Raw genomic sequence first — 18,261 nt, 5'->3', positions numbered from 1 at the left:
AGCGATCGCTACCATTGTCGAAAGATGCAATTGCAGTTAACTCATCCCCCGGCTTCAAGCCGGGGGGAAATCGAAGTCATTAGTTATTAGTCATTAGTCATTGGTACTAATGACTAATGACTAATAACTAATGACTAAATCGGCGGGCGGCTATCCCGGACACCCAAGAATGTTGGGATGGGATTGCCGCCGATTTTCGTTGATTTTTGACAAAAATCAGTACACCCCAAAAAGGCTTCTTCCCTACTCCCTATCTACGCAAATAATTATGGCTACGCCACACTGCGCGAACAAAAATCAAAGCAGACTGCTATACTAGCGCTGCAATTGATGAATTGCGCTTTTTGTCAGTTCTACTTGAATTTGTTCTTTGAATTCTGTTTTAGATCCATTTGCTACCTGTTCTAGGAGATATGTTTTTAATTGTCTCAGCTTCGGCTGATCCTTTGAGGTTAAAGCGATTTCTAAAGTGTTGTACCACAAATCAGCTTGGTTATAGAGATTTGCCTTAGTTAAAACATCATAGCTTTGAGAGAGTTGCTTTTCCAAATCGGGTTGAACTGAAACTACTTTCATGGCAGCTGTAGCAAAGGGATTGCCTGATGGGTGATTAGCGTCGCAGACTAATTCGATTTGCCAAAAATATCTTTGACCAACTAACAATTCTGGATTGGACAGAGATAGCACCATAATTCCTGGTAAACTTTTAAAATTTTCGTCTTTAATCTCTTTTACCAACTTAGATTGTTTGCTAACTTGGTCATACTCATAAAGCCGAAACTCCATTTGCGAGGAGGCAGAATTGCTGATAAACCAAGCGAATGTAGGACGGGTTGCCAAAGTTTGCCCATAAATTTGGGAAGGTGCAAGCAAAATCAGGGGTGGAACGCGACTTGAAGATGTCTCGGACTGAGTTTCGCATCCTCTAGAGCCACCTCCTCTAGAGCCACCTGAAGTTCCTGTAGTCTGAGGTGGGGGATCATTAGAATTATTGCTCCCATCAGCTAAGGCTGTTGTAGGCATCAATAACAATAATAAGCTCAAGCCAATATCAATGGATGTAAAAAGGCTTTTTCTCAAACATTTATGGGAAGGACGTAATATCTGAGCCATGTTCTACCTGGATAAGTTAGCTAGGACAAGTCTTAAGAAGATATCTGCTTAAACAACCTATATTTTGCAGATGGGCTTGAAAATATGGTTGTGTTGCAAAAACCAGTGCTGGTATACTAAAAGTGCAGAAGACAGTTGAAGAAGAATTCAGCTATTCTGAATTCAGAAGTCAGAATCAATCAGTGGGGGATTGGGACCCGCACTTCGACCCTTCGGCGCAGGCTCAGGGCAGGCAAGCTCTGTTACCACGACTGAATTGTTGCACCACAAAACTAGAATTTTTGATGGGGGTGCAAAAACGCCGATTATTCATCCGCTTTTTCGTACAGAATACCCAACTGAATTCTGACGACTGGCGCCAATATTGCTGTTCGATAATTCAGCAGCGAAAGATAGCCCGTTAATCAACTGCAAGTAACTATTTTCTGATGGCGACACTTAATATGCAAGATTATTCTACTGTCTATGCGCTGGTATATGCGATGTCCCCTCTCGTATCGAAACCTTGAAGAAAAGCTTGGACGAAAGTCTAAGCTTAGTACACGTCACTGTAAAAGGGGTTCGGAAATATTGAGACTTGATGTTGGGTTCCACTTCGTTTTACCCAACCTACGAATGATTAAATTCCATACCCTTTTTGTGGTGTTCTGTACTTAGTACAGCATTTTATAATTTGTAGCGAATGAAATTTGGCAATACCTTGCAATGCCAATGCATACCGATGTAATGTTAATGCGTTACCTTGCAATGCCAAGGCATACCGATGCAATGTTAATGCGTTACCATACAATGCCAAGGCATACCGATGCAATGTTAATGCGTTACTATACAATGCCAAGGCATACCGATGCAATGTTAATGCCTTACCATACAATGTGATGTGCATTAACAAAAATAGGTTGTTTCAGGCTTTTCTTAATTATCGTTTGATCGTAAATAGACCATGCTGTAGGGGTAAAGCGCATTGCTCATTGGTGTCAACTTAAGCCAAAACCCTTTTCAAACCTCGTTTCCAGCCAGAGGCTGGAAATGCTGCTCATTATCTCGTTCCCAGTCTCCGACTGGGAATGCCCCTCATTGAGGCTCCGCCTCTCTTACTGGCGGCAGAGCCACCAGGATCTGCATTTCCAGCCAGAGGCTGGAAACGAGATTTTAAATCAGTTTCACCTTAAGTTGACACCAATGAGCATTGCTAAACCCCTACGAAAGATGTGGTTTTTACCTGATACATATTTGGTATTTATTGTCAAGGCGTAAGTCAAAGTCTAGTGCCTACAACAGTTGACACTGCCCATGATGCCGTAACAAATGGTCACACAGCACCAACGCCACCATTGCCTCAACCATTGGAACTGCACGCGGTAATACACAAGGATCGTGGCGTCCTTTGGCTGATAATAGCGTTTCTTCGCCGTCACGAGTTACAGTCTTCTGCTCTTTTCTAATTGTTGCTGTCGGCTTAAATGCAACTCGCAAAATGATATTTTCCCCGTTAGAAATCCCTCCTTGAATACCACCAGAACGGTTTGTTAGTGTGCGGATTTCACCATTTTGATCAATATAAAATTCGTCGTTATGTTCAATTCCCGTTAGCAGCGTTCCCCCAAAACCGGAACCAATTTCAAAGCCTTTGCTAGCAGGAAGAGACATCACACCCTTAGCGATATCAGCTTCCAATTTATCAAATACTGGTTCGCCCAAACCTTTCGGGACATTTCGCGCCACACATTCGACGACACCGCCGATAGAATCACCCTGTCTACCTGTTTGCTCAATTAATTCAATCATGCGATCGCAGCATTCAGCATCGGGACAACGGACGATATTGCTTTCCACTTGTTCTAAGGTGACAGTATTTGGATCAACTACACCTTCTAAGTCTTTGATGCGCTTGACGTAAGCAATAATTTCCACATTGGCGACTTGACGGAGAATTTTTTTAGCGATCGCACCTGCTGCTACTCTTCCGATTGTCTCACGCGCTGACGACCTACCCCCACCTTGCCAATTGCGAATGCCATATTTTGCATCATAAGTTGCATCTGCGTGAGAAGGCCGATATTTGTCGGCCATCTCATCGTAATCTTGAGGACGAGTGTCTTGATTACGTACCAAAATTGCGATCGGTGTTCCGAGTGTTTTGCCTTCAAATACCCCTGATAAAATCTCGCAGGTATCCGCTTCTTTGCGAGGGGTGGTAATTTTACTTTGTCCGGGACGCCTTCTATCTAGTTCTGCTTGAATTTCTTCTGCCGAAATTTCTAGTTGTGGAGGACAACCATCAATCACAACCCCCACACCGCCGCCGTGAGACTCGCCAAAAGTAGTTATCCGAAATAGATGTCCAAAAGTGTTGCCCATGATATTGAGGAAAAAGTTAAGGCTTATGTATTTTACCTAGAGTTATTGCAAAAGTTTGTTTTTGCTCTGATCTAACAAATACAGTAAGGCTTTTTTGTTTGGCAAAATGGCATATATCTAAATTAAACGGTTGCTATGGTATTTGAGGAAGATACATTCCATGCGAAAAAGTACTGACTTGGATTACCCCTGGTAGTTAGCCAGGGGTTTTTATTGTCACTTCACTTTAGTAATTGTCCAAGTGTGAATTACCCAAGACTGACCACAACTTTCAAAAGTGCGTAGGCGTAGCCCAACCTAGGCATCGCACTTCTACACTCAACTAATAACGGGTTATTCAAGACTATTTGGGAAGAAAGCAGCAGGCGAAATCTGAAAAAAATCTGCCAGTTCTTCAATGTGTCTGGTTGTTAATTTCCGCCGCTTTTTCAATATGGCCGATATAATAGATTCTGTTTTGAAAATGGGTACTAAATCTTTTTGCAGTAGCCCATTTTCTTCGATCAAAACCTGAAGTAAATCTACCCCATAAATATCAGGCACGGGCTGCTGCGTTTGCTCATACTCATAAACTAGAGTGCCTAAAATATTAAGATAATCTTTTTCATCTGATGTTAGCGGGGCGCTGTCTATCAGAGAATCAATAATTTTTTGGGTAGCAAATAACTCCTTTTCAGTCTTGATAGGACGAGGAGGAAATGCTTGCAGTAACTCAATGTAGATAGGGTGTTTATTTAAACCAAGGGTCATTTTTCCATTTGTCGGTATCGTACTCTGTATGTGCTAAGTCAGTGTCAAGAGCTTAATGATTGGGGTTTTCGGTTTACCCACAATTGCGGTAGACTTTCGGTAAAAAGATACTTGTTATCAGATTTAGCAAGTGCGATCTGCGTTTGGCATCGCCAAAAATATAATTAAAGATAGCGCTTTTGAGTAATTATTAAGTATAATTACTTAAAGAGTGTTAGCCAGTCCCAACAAGAAGCGATTTTTGGCATCTGTTTGTTACCAGGATTGTTAGGGAAGTTTGATTTAGAGTTGCTAAATCTCAAAGGTCTTGATAAGCTGAAACACCAATAATATAAGCCTTCTGGCGGTTTTTCTGTCTTCAGATCCCGGAAGATGCCGACGCAATATAGGAGTGTTTTTTAGTGAACGCAGCTGAACAGGCAACGAACCTTGAACTCGCCAGCAACATTGCTACGGTGGTTAATTTGTTCAAATTCGAGTTTCCTGATGCCAAATCTGATCTCAAACCCTGGAAGAATGACCCGGAAACCAGGGAGTTAGTCGATCCAGATTCTATAGATATTGGCTTTCACTTTCCTGGTATCAGCAAATCTTGGCGAAGTCGTAGTATTTTGATTCAAATCCGATTTTATCAAGATCCCATCAATAACTCACGTCGTGCGATCGGTGTGGAGGTAGCTGGATTTGATCATCGCGGCGAGGCGTGGCGACTTTCTACGGTAGAAAACTGGAGTATTGTCGGCGCATCTTCGCCTTCGGGTGAAATCGAGGATAAGCTCAAACAGATTTGCCGACAGATTTTAGAAGTTTTTAATAAGCCAAGTGAATAAAGTACTTCCAAATAAAAAAATATCCCAAAACTGACACAAAACCCCTCTCATTTCTCCTCTCTCTGTGTTCTCTGCGTCTGGAGTGGTTCGTTTATTTAGATAATTTATTTCTTGCAAGTCCCTAAAATCAGCTTGTGTCAGAGAAAGTACTGAGGAATAATACAGAGGATTGCGATCGCTAGCTAGCCTTATCACAATGACCACTGTAATATTTGTACATGGCACTGGCATTAGAGAACGAGAATACAACGAAACCTTTCAGATAATTGAGCAAAAGATTCACGCCCAACGTCCTGACATCAAAGTTTCTCGCTGTCTTTGGGGTGAATTAGGTGCAAGGTTCAATGATAATCGGGCATCAGTACCCTTGGAAGATGCGACACTGGCTTTATCTCAGGAAGAACCAGACGCAGAGATTGTACTGTGGGGGCAATTATACCGCGATCCTCTTTATGAATTACGGCTGTTGTCTTTGAAACCTGTTGAGGCAGGAAATCCCTTTGGGGAAGAACCAGGGGATGTTTTACAATCTCGTGTAGCCAGTCTCACTCCGACATCTCAACTGCAAGCTAAGTTGCAAGAGGCGGGAATTGCAGAAATATTTGAGCCAGCACGAGAGGCAGTTATCCACAGTGAACCGTATTATCAGGCATTGCTCACAGTTTCCGAATCTGATTTGAGTGAATATTATGCACCAATAGCTAGAGCGATCGCGGCTCAAGCAATGTTTATTAGCGAACTGCAAGAAAAATTTCCCCCCATACTCACCGATGCCCAATTGCGGGACAATGTTGTGGAATTGCTGACTCTGGCTTTGGGAGAGGCGGAATTAGGATTGGGTGGCTGGTTATTAAAGCCACTGGTTGAATTAGCGTTGCCAATGGGAACAAATTATGTCAGGGGAAACCGCCTTGAACTAACTGATAAAATTTCGCCTATGCCTGGTGATATTTTGTTGTATCAGACGCGGGGTGAAAAAATCAGGGCGTTTATCCAGGAACAAATTGCCCAAGCAGAACCGCCAGTGGTTTTACTCGCCCATAGCTTGGGAGGTATCGCTTGTGTAGATTTGCTAGTGCAGCAGCAGTTGTCTCAGGTGGAATTATTGGTAACAGTTGGTTCCCAAGCACCGTTTTTATATGAGATTAACGCCCTCTACAGCTTAGAATATGGGCAGTTATTGCCTGAGCATTTCCCGGAATGGTTGAATATCTACGATTTACGGGATTTTCTCAGTTACGTGGGTAATAAAATTTTCCGCGATCGCGTGCAGGATGTGCCAGTGGATAGCAAACAACCCTTTCCCCGTTCCCACGGTGCTTATTGGACAAATGCCAAAACCTGGGAGGCGATTATTTCGAGGTTGCCATAATGGAGGTAGTGCTGTCAAGGTGAGTCTTGTATTCATTACGAGCCTCTGAACTCGACACTTGAGCCTTTGAACTCGACACTTGAGCCTCTGAACTCGACACTTGAGCCTTTAAACTCGACAATTGAGCCTTTAAACTCGACAATTGAGCCTCTGAACTCGGAAGTTGCACCTTTTAACTCGGAAGTTGAGCCTCTGAACTCGACACTTGAGCCTTTTAACTCAACAGTTGAGCCTCTGAACTCGGAAGTTGCACCTTTTAACTCGACAGTTGAGCCTTTTAACTCGGAAGTTGCACCTTTTAACTCGGAAGTTTCAAAATTCTCAAAGAACAAGTGAAGATTTTGTCTGAACGAATATGAAATTCAAGCTACATATCACCCAATACGGTTCGGTTAACTTGTTTATTGAGCGGAGATCCCCCCAACCCCCCTTAAAAAGGGGGGCTAATATCATTTCTTTCACCCCCTTTTTAAGGGGGTCGCCACAGGCGGGGGGATCTTATCCGAACGGTATTGGACATATCGCCTTGACAGGGTTGCCCTAATGGAAGTTATGGCCAAACCCGATCGCACATTTGGGTTAATTGTGGGTATTGAAAAGTACCACGAACCTAAATGGAATGTGACGGGTGGGGGTCCAGCCGATGACGCGCTGAAATTTGCTTATTGGCTGCATCGGCGCGGTGTACCGAAGGAGAATATCCGGTTATGTTTATCAGCACTGGAAGAAAATCATCAGTTAATTGAGGAATGTGGGTTAACTGTAGAGTTAGCAACAGAGCAAAATATCTCCGACATTGTGACTAACTTTTTATCCCCAAAGTCGGGGGATTTACTCTACATTTTTTGGGCGGGACATGGTTTGATTACCTCAGAACGAGAGCGTCGGTTGCTTTGTGCTGATGCAAATAAACAGAATTGGCAGAACTTAGATTTGAATTCTTTATTAGTTTTGTTGCGTTCCGATAAATTTCAGATTCGTAATCATATTTGTATTATTGATGCCTGTGCTAATTATGTTTTAGAGTCGAAGGGAAGACCAACTAACTTAGGTGGTAAAGCTTTTTTGAGTGGTCAGCCAAAGCAAGATAGTCAACAATTTGTGTTACTGGCTACGCGGGAAGGAGAGCAAGCTAAAGTAAATTCTGAAAATAAAACAGGATACTTTTCTCAAGCTGTGAGAGAGGCTTTAGCCGCAGCTAATGGGACTTTTCCGCCGAATATGAGGGAAGTTACTGAGGCAGTTAAGCAGCGATTTATTAGTTTAGATAAAAAACAACTACCGACTTATTTTTATTCCCGCAGTTGGGATGGAGATATTGAAAAATCTCATTTTAATCCTTTTGATATCCCGCATGATATCCCACAGAGTCAAGCTCGTAAGTTTGTTGGGAGGGATGAGCAAATAGAACAATTGCGTCAGCTATTGCAAGCAAATGATGTTGTGGCTATTACCGATGTGACTGGGCAAGGTGGCGTGGGTAAAACAGAGTTAGCTATTCAATACTCATGGCAATATTTGGAAGATTATTCTGGCGGGTGTTGTTGGTTAAATCCCCAAGGTATTGATTTGGGAACCCAGTTAGTAGAGTTTGGAGTTGTGAATTTACCTAACTTTAATCTACCGGATGGATTAAGCCTAGCAGGTCAAGTTGCTTATTGCTGGAAGAAGTGGCAAGCTGGCAAAGTTTTATTAGTATTTGATGATGTCAAAGACTGGAAGCAAATTCAACCCTATCTACCACTCAAAGGTTCTCGGTTTAAGGTGTTAATTACCACTCGTCAAAACACAGGGTTAACATATCCATCACTGCCGTTAGGTCAATTGTCACCAGATGGAGCCTTAGAATTATTAACAACTCTGCTGGGAAAAGATAGAGTTGAGAAAGAATTAGAGTTTGCTAAAAGTCTTTGCCGATTTGTGAATTATGTACCAATTGGACTTTACCAAATAGCAGCACAGTGCCGAGAGCCAGGGAGAGTATTATGCTAGGAGACATTCTCGCACGGCTACAAAAGCAAGCATCAGCAGGTGAGTCTGGTGTAGCAGCAGCTTTTGAGTTGAATTGGCAAAGCTTAGAACCAGAGGCGCAAAAATTAGCTTGTCTGTTGAGTTTGTTTGCTTTGGCTCCTATCCCTTGGTCTTTGGTAGAATCAGCAGCAAGTTATAGCGATTTGGAATTTGACTTTAAAGCTAACTGCACTATTTTAGTTGAGCGTTATTTGCTGCAAGAATTGGCAGATGACACTTACCAAATTCATGATCGCATTCGGGAATTATTGCGCCAGAAGTTAGAAGAGTTAGCGGAAGCTGATGAACTTAATCGCGGCTTTTGTCAAGCAATGGTAGCCGTAGCAAAAGATATTCCTCAGACACCCACATTGATAGAAATTGCTAAAGTAACTCTTGCCATCCCACACCTTGGGGAAGCTGCGACAGTTTACCAAGCTTGGTTAAGCAATGATGATTTAATTTGGCCTTTTGTAGGCTTGGGTAGATTTTACGAAGGTCAAGGAGCCTACGCGCAAGCCTTACCTTGGCATGAACAATGTTTATCTGCTGCTAGAGAGCGTTTCAGGGATGAACACCCCTCTGTGGCAACTAGCCTAAACAATTTGGCAGAACTCTACCGTTCACAGGGAAGGTACAGCGAAGCCGAACCTTTGTACATTCAAGCTTTAGAGATGAAAAAACGCCTGCTGGGGGATGAACACCCCTCTGTGGCAACTAGCCTGAACAATTTGGCAGGACTCTACCGTTCACAGGGAAGGTACAGCGATGCCGAACCTTTGTACATTCAAGCTTTAGAGATGAAAAAACGCCTGCTGGGGGATGAACACCTCTCTGTGGCAACTAGCCTAAACAATTTGGCAGAACTCTACCGTTCTCAGGGAAGGTACAGTGATGCCGAACCTTTGTACATTCAAGCTTTAGAAATGACAAAGCGCCTGCTGGGGGATGAACACCCCGATGTGGCGTCTAGCCTGAACAATTTAGCTGGACTCTACAATTATCAGGGAAGGTACAGCGATGCCAAACCTTTGTACATCCAAGCTTTAGAAATGACAAAACGCCTGCTGGGGGATGAACACCCCGATGTGGCATCTAGCCTGAACAATTTAGCTGGACTCTACAATTCTCAGGGAAGGTACAGCGATGCCGAACCTTTGTATATTCAAGCTTTAGAGATGAAAAAACGCCTGCTGGGGGATGAACACCCCTCTGTGGCAACTAGCCTGAACAATTTGGCAGAACTCTACCGTTCTCAGGGAAGGTACAGCGATGCCGAACCTTTGTATATTCAAGCTTTAGAGATGAAAAAACGCCTGCTGGAGGATGAACACCCCTCTGTGGCAATTAGCCTGAACAATTTGGCATTACTCTACGATTCCCAGGGAAGGTACAGCGATGCCGAACCAAAGTATATCGAAGCTGTGAAGATCGCTGAAAAACGGTTGGGGGCAAATCATCCCAATACAATAACCTTTCGTGAAAATCTGGAAGCCTTGCGGCGGAATCGTCAGCCTTGATTCAGGAGAATGGTTGCTTTTGTCTCCCGTTGGTTTCAGTAATTTAGGTAATCTGCACCGGCTGCATTACCCGCCTGGGATTCAAATCTTAGTCTAATAAGTAGGCAACATAATTAATTACACAATGTCATTGCGATCGCACCAAACCAAAATAAAGCGATCGCAACGCCTAGAACTACTTCTCTACGATATGCTCTGCGATGGATGCGATCGCAATAGCTGTAAATATTTTTATTTATCTAGTTAAGGGACTGACAAATAAAAAAATACTCAACTACTTCTTGTGGGGTGGGCAACATGAGCGCCCGTATAGAGAGGCGCTCATGTTGCCCACCCCACACAATTGGATAAGGCTACCAGTTACCTACAGGTTGAGCAGTAGCAGAAAACATTGAGGGATCAATTGAAATACCTAACCCCTTAGCTACACGACTACCATAGGAAACATCTGCCCGGAAAAAGTGGCAAAGTTGGCGCATTTGGATGTCCTGCCTCGCTTGAGAGAGACTACCGACAATATTTTTAGCAAGACGCTCTTGCTGTTCAGGAGTCTGTAACCGATACAGATCACCTGCTTGGGTGTAATCGTCATTTCCTTCACGATGACTGTAACGATCAACTGTGACATCGCCCAAATGACTAGGTGGTTCTGCATAAGCTGAATTTTCTTTGGGCGTACCCTCAGCACTATTCGGTTCATAGTTAGGAACACTACCGCCGTTGTTCCCCGGCGCCATAAAGCCATCTCGCTGATAATGCATCACTGGACATTTAGGCTGATTAACGGGTAGTTGCTGATAGTTACCACCCAAGCGATACCGTTGAGCATCTGGGTAAGAAAAGATGCGAGCTTGAAGCATTTTGTCTGGAGAGAAACTAACCCCCGGAACCACTGCACTAGGACTAAAAGCAGCTTGCTCAACTTCGGCAAAATAATTCTCAGGGTTCCGATTTAGCTCTAATATCCCGACTTCAATTAAAGGATATTCTGAGTGCTTCCAAACTTTCGTCAAGTCAAAGGGATTATCTGGATGTTTTGACGCTTGCTCGTCTGTCATCACCTGAATACACATCCGCCACTTGGGATAATCTCCTTGAGCGATCGCTTCAAATAGATCATGAGTTGCATGATCTGGATCTTCGCCCTTAATCTGGGCTGATTCTTCCTCCGTCAAGGTTTGATGCCCTTGCAGAGTCTTAAAATGAAATTTACACCAGACGCGATCGCCTTGAGCATTAATCAAACTGAAGGTGTGGCTACCAAAGCCGTCCATGTGTCGATGGTTTTTCGGAATTCCCCGATCTGAAAACAGAATCGTCACCTGGTGGAGCGATTCTGGACTGAGTGACCAGAAATCCCACTTTGCATTCTGGTCTTTGCAATTGGTTTGGGGATTACGCTTTTGGGTATGGATGAAATCAGGAAACTTGAGCGGGTCGCGGATGAAGAAAATAGGGGTATTGTTACCGACAAGATCCCAGTTACCCTCTTCAGTGTAGAACTTGATGGCAAAACCTCTAGGGTCGCGCTCGGCATCTGCTGAACCTTTTTCTCCTCCGACTGTAGAAAAGCGCAGAAGAACTTCCGTTTTCTTGCCAATTTCAGAAAAAAGTTTAGCTTTACTGTAGCGGGTGATGTCATTGGTAATAGTCAAAGTGCCGTGAGCAGCCGCACCTTTAGCGTGAACAACTCTTTCAGGAATACGTTCTCTGTTGAAATGAGCCAGCTTTTCCAAGAGGTGGAAATCCTGTATTAATACAGGCCCACGCGATCCAGCCGTGAGTGAGTTCTGGTTATCGGCAACAGGAATACCGTCAGCAGTTGTCAAGTTTTGGGGTTCAGTCATAGGTAAAGAAGCTCTCCATTAAGTTACTCAGATTGCCCACAGTATATTTTACTCAGTAGATAGACGGATGCCTACTGATAGAACCAACTAATTCATAGTCATAACGAGTTTACATATAAAGCATACTCGATATGACTATGAATTACAACAAATTTGTTTTGTATTTTTGGGATATGTAGGGATTCACATCTGTGCAGTAGTGTCAACTTAAGCCAAAACCCTTTTAAAACCTCGTTTCCAGCCTCTTGCTGGAAATGCTCTTCAATTGCGGCTCTGCCGCGAGTCAGGGAGGCTCCCTGAAGGGCATTCCCAGTCTGAGACTGGGAACGAGGTATGTGATATCAGCTTATTTTCATTTCAGGTATTTAAATGTTTGAGAATCAACGAACAAACATCTGTGGCCTCAATTCGATTTTCATCAACTAGGTGAGTTTGATGGGTGATAAATAGAGGCCATTCAGCAACAGAAGTGGTAATGTTACCGTGAGAGCCACGTAGTAGAGAAGCATCCAGAGGAATCACATCCATTTCGTGCAGAATGATCGCTAAATTATTTTTATAAAAGTGAGATGTTCTTAAACTACGCCCAATTGCGATTCTTTTATGCAAATATATTGCTTAATTTTCCAGGCGATCGCTACTACACAAAGCTTAGTCCACGGAGGTGGACTAATACAAAATCAAGGGTTTTAACCCACGGAGGTGGGTTTTGTTTGTGTAGCCGCGACTTCTAGTCGCCAGGGCTAGTAACAAATTAGACTTTTCAAACAACCTCAGAGGTTGATTTACACAAAACAAGCGCAAAAAGACACGAAGAAATTAGCTTCTAGTAACTAATTTTGAATTTTGAATTTTGAATTTTGAATTGTTATCTCCCCACCCCCCCTTGGTGTTCACAATGAAAACCTCGATTTTCCCAAGCTTGCATATCTACTTCAGTAAGTCTTGTCACATTTGAGCATTGCGGTTGAATAATTTGACTTAAAAACGCCCAAAATAAACTGCGTGTTAAATCTAATCCAGTTTTAGGCCAAGATTCATGATTACCAGGAACACCCAACTCCTGAACAATCTCTGACTCTACCCAAATACCATGAGCGCCGAAAAGAATTTGTGCCATCCATTTGGCTCTGGGTAAGTGACTTGGCGAGGTAATCAACATGACTTTATGCACTCCCCAACGCCGCAGAATCGGGATACCATAATAGAAATTTTCAAAGGTAGAATTCGCGCACTTTTCTAACCAAACATTTTGTAACTCTACTAATTCCGGCTGAAAAATTAACCGTATACAAGGATCTGGGGAACCATGAGAAATTAAAATTGGGGTTTGCGGGTATTGTTTTGCTTGTTGGGCAACATAAATTTCTCGACGAATGCTGCCACCAAGCACAAAGAAGGCATCTACTGGCTGCGAATAAGCAAAAACTAAGGTTATAGTAGTGAAAATCAGCCAAGCACCCAGGACAACACACAATCCACCAGTTAGTTTTTGTAACAATTGCCACAGATTAGCAAAATTTCTTTTAGTAGAAATTAATGGTTTGATGGGAAATTTGCGTTTCATGACTTAAGTAAGAAAACATGATTTAATGGCTGTCTAACAGTGCTGCAATTGAGCGATCAAGGTGCTATCTTATAAAAGTAATCAAGAAGTGCAAACATGACGCTGATCAAAGTGTCACATCTTCAGTATAGCCTTCCGAAGAAGTCTAACAAACTGAGAAATGGTTGTTAATAATGCAGTATTTTCGGCATCATTCAACGATAAAAATGATGAAGGGAGCATAGCTTAGTTTGGGGTATAAAAACTTAAAATTTTCTGGAAAGGCTGATTGTTAAACTGTCAACAACACAATTATTCCAACTGATATACATGAACCAATCTGCGAAAAGTTACTCTCCGCTCCAAGTAGCCTTGATTGGTGGAGCGATCGCCACTACTGCTGCTATCTCTGTGTTCGGCCCCGCTTGGACTCGTGGTGTCCGTGCTGCTCTAGCCCTACAAGACAGCCCAAAACAGATAGTTGACCAAGTATGGCAAGTGGTGAATCATGAATATGTTGATGCTAAATTTAATCAACAAGATTGGCAAGCAACCAGACAAACCCTGTTGAACAAAGACTATTCTTCTCGTGAAGAAGCTTATACTGCCATCCGCGAAGCTTTACAAAAGTTAGGAGATCCTTACACTCGGTTCATGGACCCCAAACAGTTTGAAGCCCTGACTAGCCAAACATCTGGGGAAGTCTCTGGTATTGGCATTCGGATGGAAGTGAACCCAAAAACTCAGCGACTCACTGTTGTCGAAGCCATAGAAAATTCTCCCGCACTGAAAGCTGGGATCAAAGCAGGCGATGAAATTTTGGCAATTGACGGCAAACCCACTCTCAAATTGAAAGTGGATGACGCTTCTAAGCTAATTCGTGGCAAAGCGGGTACTCCGATCAAGCTACGGCTGGGACGGCAGGGGCAAAATGCTTTTGATGTCAAGCTGACGAGGGCAAATATTGAAGTGCCAACGGTACGTTATACCCTCAGACAGGAAGGGAATCGCCGCGTTGGCTATATCCGTTTGCGGGAATTTAGCGCCCACGCCGCAAACCAAATGGAACGAGCCATCCGCGATTTGAACAGCAAGAAAGTTGATTCTTATGTCTTGGATTTGCGGGGAAATCCTGGCGGGTTATTGGAGGCGAGCATTAAAATTGCCCGGATGTGGTATGATAACGGCGGAATTGTCAAGACGATAGACCGTGTGGGCAGCAGTGAGGAAAGTAAAGCCAATCGCACTGCTCTGACAAATCGTCCTTTGGCAGTCTTAGTGGATGGTAATTCAGCTAGTGCTAGCGAAATCCTCACAGGGGCACTCAAGGATAATAAGCGGGCGGTAGTCGTAGGTGGTCAAACCTTTGGTAAGGCATTAGTACAGTCAGTTCATGAACTCGCAGATGGTTCCGGCTTGGCTGTCACCATTGCCCATTACTACACCCCTGCGGGAACGGATATTAACCACAAAGGGATTACGCCAGATATCAAGCTAGACTTGACAGAGGCACAAGAGCGTCAGTTGGCTTCTAATCCAGATTTAATCGGCACTAAGAGTGATCCACAATATGCCCGGGCGATCGCAATTTTATCCAATAACAACTTTGCCCAGCCGCCAGCAAATCAGCCGATTCGACCCATGAGCCGCGCCGATAAACTGAAATTTTAGATTGGCGCGAGTGATGTAGTATTCCCAAATCCAGATTTTTGGAGCTATGAAAACAGAATTCAGGAGGAGCCAGTGCGGTCTTGGGGTTTCCCCAAGTGGAGCAACTGGCGTTCAGGAGCGGAGCCGGAGACGCTCCGCCTCCAGTCAGAATTCAGAATGAATTTGAGTCCGACCGAGAGGTGAATAAGTGCGTTTAAGCACACAGCTAAATCTCAGATTTAGTGGTTGATAAAAAAGTGCTGAGTCCCAATCCCTCACTAATTAATTCTGACTCCTGAATTCTGAATTCTGACTCCTTCTTATCGTTCCAGATTTTAGTTTGGGAATACTAGCGAGTAATCCCATCTCCAAAATCTCAGATTTATGAATCATCAGCCAGTTGATGCAACCACCGCCACCAGCTTTTTACCAATGGTGTCGGTGGTTATTCCTATTTATAACGGTGAGGCGGATTTACCAGATTTGCTCAATTGTCTGTTGTCTCAAACCTATCCAAAAGACCGGGTAGAGTACTTGTTGGTGGACAATAATAGTAGCGATCGCACTCTCATCATTCTCAAAGCATCTGCCGAAAATTGCCCAATTACAATTCACCCGTTGAGCGAAAACCAAATTCAAAGCTCATACTCTGCTCGTAATACTGGGATTCGCGCCGCTAAAGGTGAAATTATCGTTTTTACCGATGCTGATTGTCGCCCACAACCACAATGGTTAGATGCATTAATTGAGCCTTTTGTCAACAAAGAAGTGGTAATTGTCGCTGGTGAAATTTTGGCACTACCAGGCACAACTCTGCTAGAACAACACGCAGACCGTCAAGAAACGTTGTCACAAAAGCATACCCTTGGCCATTCCTTTCGTCCTTATGGTCAAACCGCTAATTTGGCGATTCGCCGCCTGGCCTTAGAAAAAGCAGGTTTATTTCGTCCCTATCTTACCACTGGTGGCGATGCCGATATTTGCTGGCGGATTTTGGGGGAAAACATCGGGCGTTTGGAATTTGCCCCGAATGCGATCGTGCGGCACCGCCACCGCGCTACACTTCAAGAACTGGAAAGTCAATGGCGGCGCTATGGACGCTCAAATCGCTATCTCCACGAACTGCACGGTGTCGATTTGATGCCAGAGATGACACTCAAAGAATACGGCTATCGTTTGGTACGTTGGTTATTGAAGGAAGTACCAAGGGATATTAAAAATGCGATCGCGCAGCCCGCACTTCGACCCAACTCTTGGAGACGCTACGCGAACGGCGCAGGCTCACGTCAGGCAAGCTCACTGACCATCGCAGGCATCGCGGCTAAAGCCACCCTTGTAGATTTATTAAATACTCCCATTGGTTTGTTCACTGCTAGAGCGCGTGCTGCTGGACAACGAGATACCAAGCTGCCAGAGAATGCTAAAATAATTGACCGTTTATCCTAGTAATGAAGAGTTAGGAAGCAATGGGTTTTTCCCTTATCCCTTTTGTTCAATCACTGTCAACTTTAGCTAAATTGGAAAAAGGAAAACTCAAGGAAATTTTAAATGTCAGCACAATTGTTACTGGTGGATGATGAACCAGGTATACGGGAAGCCGTGAAAGACTATTTGCAAGAGAGCGGTTTCAGCGTTCAAGTCGCCAGTAACGCTCTTGAAGGTTGGGAATGGATGCAGATGAATACACCTGACTTAGTGATTTCCGATGTGATGATGCCCCAGGTGGATGGCTATCAGTTCCTGAAGCAACTGCGAGAAGACCCCCGCTTCCAAGCACTCCCGGTAGTATTTTTAACTGCTAAAGGTATGACAGGCGATCGCATCCAAGGCTATCATGCTGGTGTTGATGCCTATCTACCCAAACCCTTCGATCCAGATGAACTGGTGGCTATAGTCGAAAATTTGCTAGCCCGTCGCGCCGCTAAGTCCGCAAGTACGGGAGATGACGCTGAAACCCCTGATATTGCTGAACTAGCCAATCAGATTGCCCAAATTAAAGCGTTGTTAACTCAAAGAAATGCCATTTCCCAATCGCCAGCCCCTTTCAAAATTGATTTGACTCCCAGAGAACAAAGTGTTCTAAATTTGGTTGCTGAAGGGTTGATGAACAAAGAAATCGCCCGTCGCTTAGAAACCAGCGTCCGCAATGTAGAAAAGTACGTCAGCCGTTTATTTAGTAAAACTGGCACTAGTAGCCGTACAGAGTTAGTTCGTTTTGCCCTAGAACACGGACTTGCTAAATAGGCATTGGGCAATTCAATTTTGGATTTTGGATTTTGGATTTTGGATTAAATTTCAATTCTTCAATCCAAAATCTAAAATCTAAAATTCTAGCTCCCCCTGCTCCTGGGTGATTGATAATAGGTAACTGGCTGCTAAACCATGACCTATTACCAGTAATAGATAAAACATAAGTATTTCAGCAAATCAGGCACTGAGTTAAAGCAAAAAGCTAAAAGAAAGGTTATTTATTTTTACTTTGGTCTTTGAGCTTTTCATTTCATTTGCGCCTGTTGTCCAATTCCCCATCTGTAAAGACACAGGGTTTTGTTATTCCTACAATGTTTTGATAAAAACTCGGTAAAATGCACCCGGCTGAATTTGCTCTGAGATTCTACCAGTACCCTTTGCTACAAAGTTTTTAATAGAGGAAACTGTTCCTGGGATTTTGTGTTGCTAAATAAGACTTTCACAAAATAGAAAGCAGATTATTTGATGAATTCTACTTAGTGCTTAGTTTCTATTGCAACGGGGATATAAGATCAACATTTGATTTGATGCCCAATTCACGTTTTGTCACCATTCAAATTACACCTTTAACTTTGGGGATTCTCGGCAGCATTACGCAAGCGCATTAGCTGGCGTCGCATTTGAGGTGAGGCTTTGAACTCAGATATTTCCTGGGCTTTAACGGACGCTTGCAGCGTCTCTAGAAAGTCGTCAGAACCTTCGGTCAAAGCATCAAGTAGCACCTGTAACAATTGTTCGCGATCGCTCAATAGACTCTTTTCCTCAATCAAGCGGAATTTGAGATGTATTTCGCACTCATAAACACCTACTTCGAGATTATTTATCTGGCGTGGTAATGCTTTGGAGTTCATAGCTATGAGATTCCTTTACTTGGTGGTCATGAGGGTAAGGAGGTAGATGTCCAGCAAAATTCTTTATATCTTTTTTGAATCCAAAGTGCTTGAATTAAGAATTTTTCTTCATCAATCACCTTTGTATTCTATTTCACTCTCCTCTGTTTTATTATCAATCT

General features: G+C 43.4%; 19 protein-coding genes. 11 read left to right on the top strand and 8 right to left on the bottom strand.

Annotated elements, in window-relative coordinates; genetic code table 11:
* The first annotated feature begins 130 nt into the window (after positions 1-130).
* Positions 131-319: a hypothetical protein gene (locus tag V7K27_RS12170; RefSeq protein ID WP_334947433.1), complete on the top strand. Its 189-nt coding sequence runs from the start codon at positions 131-133 to the stop codon at positions 317-319.
* Here the strand turns inward: V7K27_RS12170 and V7K27_RS12165 are convergent.
* On the bottom strand, positions 316-1,113 hold the full coding sequence (locus V7K27_RS12165) for a DUF928 domain-containing protein (RefSeq protein WP_334947431.1): 798 nt from the start codon (positions 1,111-1,113) through the stop codon (positions 316-318). The genes V7K27_RS12170 and V7K27_RS12165 overlap by 4 nt on opposite strands.
* Positions 1,114-1,732: 619 nt before the next feature.
* A complete protein-coding gene (locus tag V7K27_RS12155) occupies positions 1,733-1,999 on the bottom strand; it encodes a hypothetical protein (protein WP_334947429.1) in 267 nt (88 codons plus the stop codon).
* 143 nt (positions 2,000-2,142) lie between these two features.
* Between V7K27_RS12155 and V7K27_RS12150 the strand changes: the two genes are divergently transcribed.
* Positions 2,143-2,370 carry a hypothetical protein gene (locus V7K27_RS12150; protein WP_334947428.1) on the top strand — a complete coding sequence of 76 codons (228 nt, stop codon included), beginning with the start codon at positions 2,143-2,145 and terminating at the stop codon, positions 2,368-2,370.
* Between the two features lie 15 nt (positions 2,371-2,385).
* Here V7K27_RS12150 and aroC read toward each other — a convergent pair whose 3' ends face one another.
* Positions 2,386-3,474 carry a chorismate synthase gene (gene aroC / locus V7K27_RS12145; RefSeq protein WP_334947426.1) on the bottom strand — a complete coding sequence of 363 codons (1,089 nt, stop codon included), beginning with the start codon at positions 3,472-3,474 and terminating at the stop codon, positions 2,386-2,388.
* Between the two features lie 333 nt (positions 3,475-3,807).
* The gene (locus V7K27_RS12140) at positions 3,808-4,224 is read right to left on the bottom strand and encodes a helix-turn-helix domain-containing protein (RefSeq protein WP_334947424.1); all 417 of its coding nucleotides are present in this window, start codon (positions 4,222-4,224) and stop codon (positions 3,808-3,810) included.
* Positions 4,225-4,625: 401 nt separating this feature from the next.
* Between V7K27_RS12140 and V7K27_RS12135 the strand changes: the two genes are divergently transcribed.
* The 6 genes from V7K27_RS12135 to V7K27_RS12110 all read left to right on the top strand — a co-directional run bounded on the left by V7K27_RS12135 (position 4,626) and on the right by V7K27_RS12110 (position 10,203).
* Positions 4,626-5,054 (top strand): hypothetical protein, encoded by a 429-nt coding sequence (locus V7K27_RS12135; RefSeq protein WP_229459683.1) that lies wholly within the window; start codon positions 4,626-4,628, stop codon positions 5,052-5,054.
* A gap of 196 nt (positions 5,055-5,250) precedes the next feature.
* Positions 5,251-6,426: a hypothetical protein gene (locus V7K27_RS12130; protein WP_334947422.1), complete on the top strand. Its 1,176-nt coding sequence runs from the start codon at positions 5,251-5,253 to the stop codon at positions 6,424-6,426.
* Between the two features lie 66 nt (positions 6,427-6,492).
* Complete coding sequence (locus V7K27_RS12125) at positions 6,493-6,762, top strand: hypothetical protein (protein WP_334947420.1); 270 nt, start codon at positions 6,493-6,495, stop codon at positions 6,760-6,762.
* A 207-nt stretch (positions 6,763-6,969) separates the two neighbouring features.
* Complete coding sequence (locus V7K27_RS12120) at positions 6,970-8,418, top strand: NB-ARC domain-containing protein,Caspase domain-containing protein (protein WP_334947418.1); 1,449 nt, start codon at positions 6,970-6,972, stop codon at positions 8,416-8,418.
* Positions 8,412-9,956: a tetratricopeptide repeat protein gene (locus V7K27_RS12115; protein WP_334947416.1), complete on the top strand. Its 1,545-nt coding sequence runs from the start codon at positions 8,412-8,414 to the stop codon at positions 9,954-9,956. Before V7K27_RS12120 ends, V7K27_RS12115 begins: the two co-directional genes overlap by 7 nt.
* A 124-nt stretch (positions 9,957-10,080) precedes the next feature.
* Positions 10,081-10,203 carry a hypothetical protein gene (locus V7K27_RS12110; protein WP_334947414.1) on the top strand — a complete coding sequence of 41 codons (123 nt, stop codon included), beginning with the start codon at positions 10,081-10,083 and terminating at the stop codon, positions 10,201-10,203.
* 106 nt (positions 10,204-10,309) lie between these two features.
* Here the strand turns inward: V7K27_RS12110 and V7K27_RS12105 are convergent, their stop codons facing one another.
* The 3 genes from V7K27_RS12105 to V7K27_RS12095 all read right to left on the bottom strand — a co-directional run bounded on the left by V7K27_RS12105 (position 10,310) and on the right by V7K27_RS12095 (position 13,370).
* A complete protein-coding gene (locus tag V7K27_RS12105) occupies positions 10,310-11,803 on the bottom strand; it encodes a catalase (RefSeq protein WP_334947412.1) in 1,494 nt (497 codons plus the stop codon).
* A gap of 357 nt (positions 11,804-12,160) precedes the next feature.
* Positions 12,161-12,412, bottom strand: coding sequence for a hypothetical protein (locus tag V7K27_RS12100; RefSeq protein WP_334947410.1), 252 nt, complete (start codon positions 12,410-12,412; stop codon positions 12,161-12,163).
* A 259-nt stretch (positions 12,413-12,671) separates the two neighbouring features.
* On the bottom strand, positions 12,672-13,370 hold the full coding sequence (locus V7K27_RS12095; RefSeq protein WP_334947408.1) for a YdcF family protein: 699 nt from the start codon (positions 13,368-13,370) through the stop codon (positions 12,672-12,674).
* A 309-nt stretch (positions 13,371-13,679) separates the two neighbouring features.
* Between V7K27_RS12095 and ctpB the strand changes: the two genes are divergently transcribed.
* The 3 genes from ctpB (at position 13,680) to V7K27_RS12080 (ending at position 17,243) form a co-directional block, all read left to right on the top strand.
* Positions 13,680-15,020, top strand: a complete 1,341-nt coding sequence (ctpB, locus tag V7K27_RS12090) for a carboxyl-terminal processing protease CtpB (RefSeq protein WP_334947406.1) — start codon at positions 13,680-13,682, stop codon at positions 15,018-15,020.
* Between the two features lie 363 nt (positions 15,021-15,383).
* The gene (locus V7K27_RS12085; RefSeq protein WP_334947404.1) at positions 15,384-16,445 is read left to right on the top strand and encodes a glycosyltransferase; all 1,062 of its coding nucleotides are present in this window, start codon (positions 15,384-15,386) and stop codon (positions 16,443-16,445) included.
* A gap of 102 nt (positions 16,446-16,547) precedes the next feature.
* On the top strand, positions 16,548-17,243 hold the full coding sequence (locus V7K27_RS12080) for a response regulator transcription factor (RefSeq protein ID WP_334947402.1): 696 nt from the start codon (positions 16,548-16,550) through the stop codon (positions 17,241-17,243).
* Positions 17,244-17,815: 572 nt separating this feature from the next.
* Here V7K27_RS12080 and V7K27_RS12075 read toward each other — a convergent pair.
* On the bottom strand, positions 17,816-18,100 hold the full coding sequence (locus tag V7K27_RS12075) for an Npun_R1517 family heterocyst differentiation transcriptional regulator (protein WP_334947400.1): 285 nt from the start codon (positions 18,098-18,100) through the stop codon (positions 17,816-17,818).
* Between the last annotated feature and the right edge of the window lie 161 nt (positions 18,101-18,261).

This window comes from Nostoc sp. (genome assembly GCF_036919575.1).
Classification (GTDB): Bacteria; Cyanobacteriota; Cyanobacteriia; order Cyanobacteriales; family Nostocaceae; genus Nostoc.
This window is presented reverse-complemented; position numbering and strand designations above follow the sequence as displayed.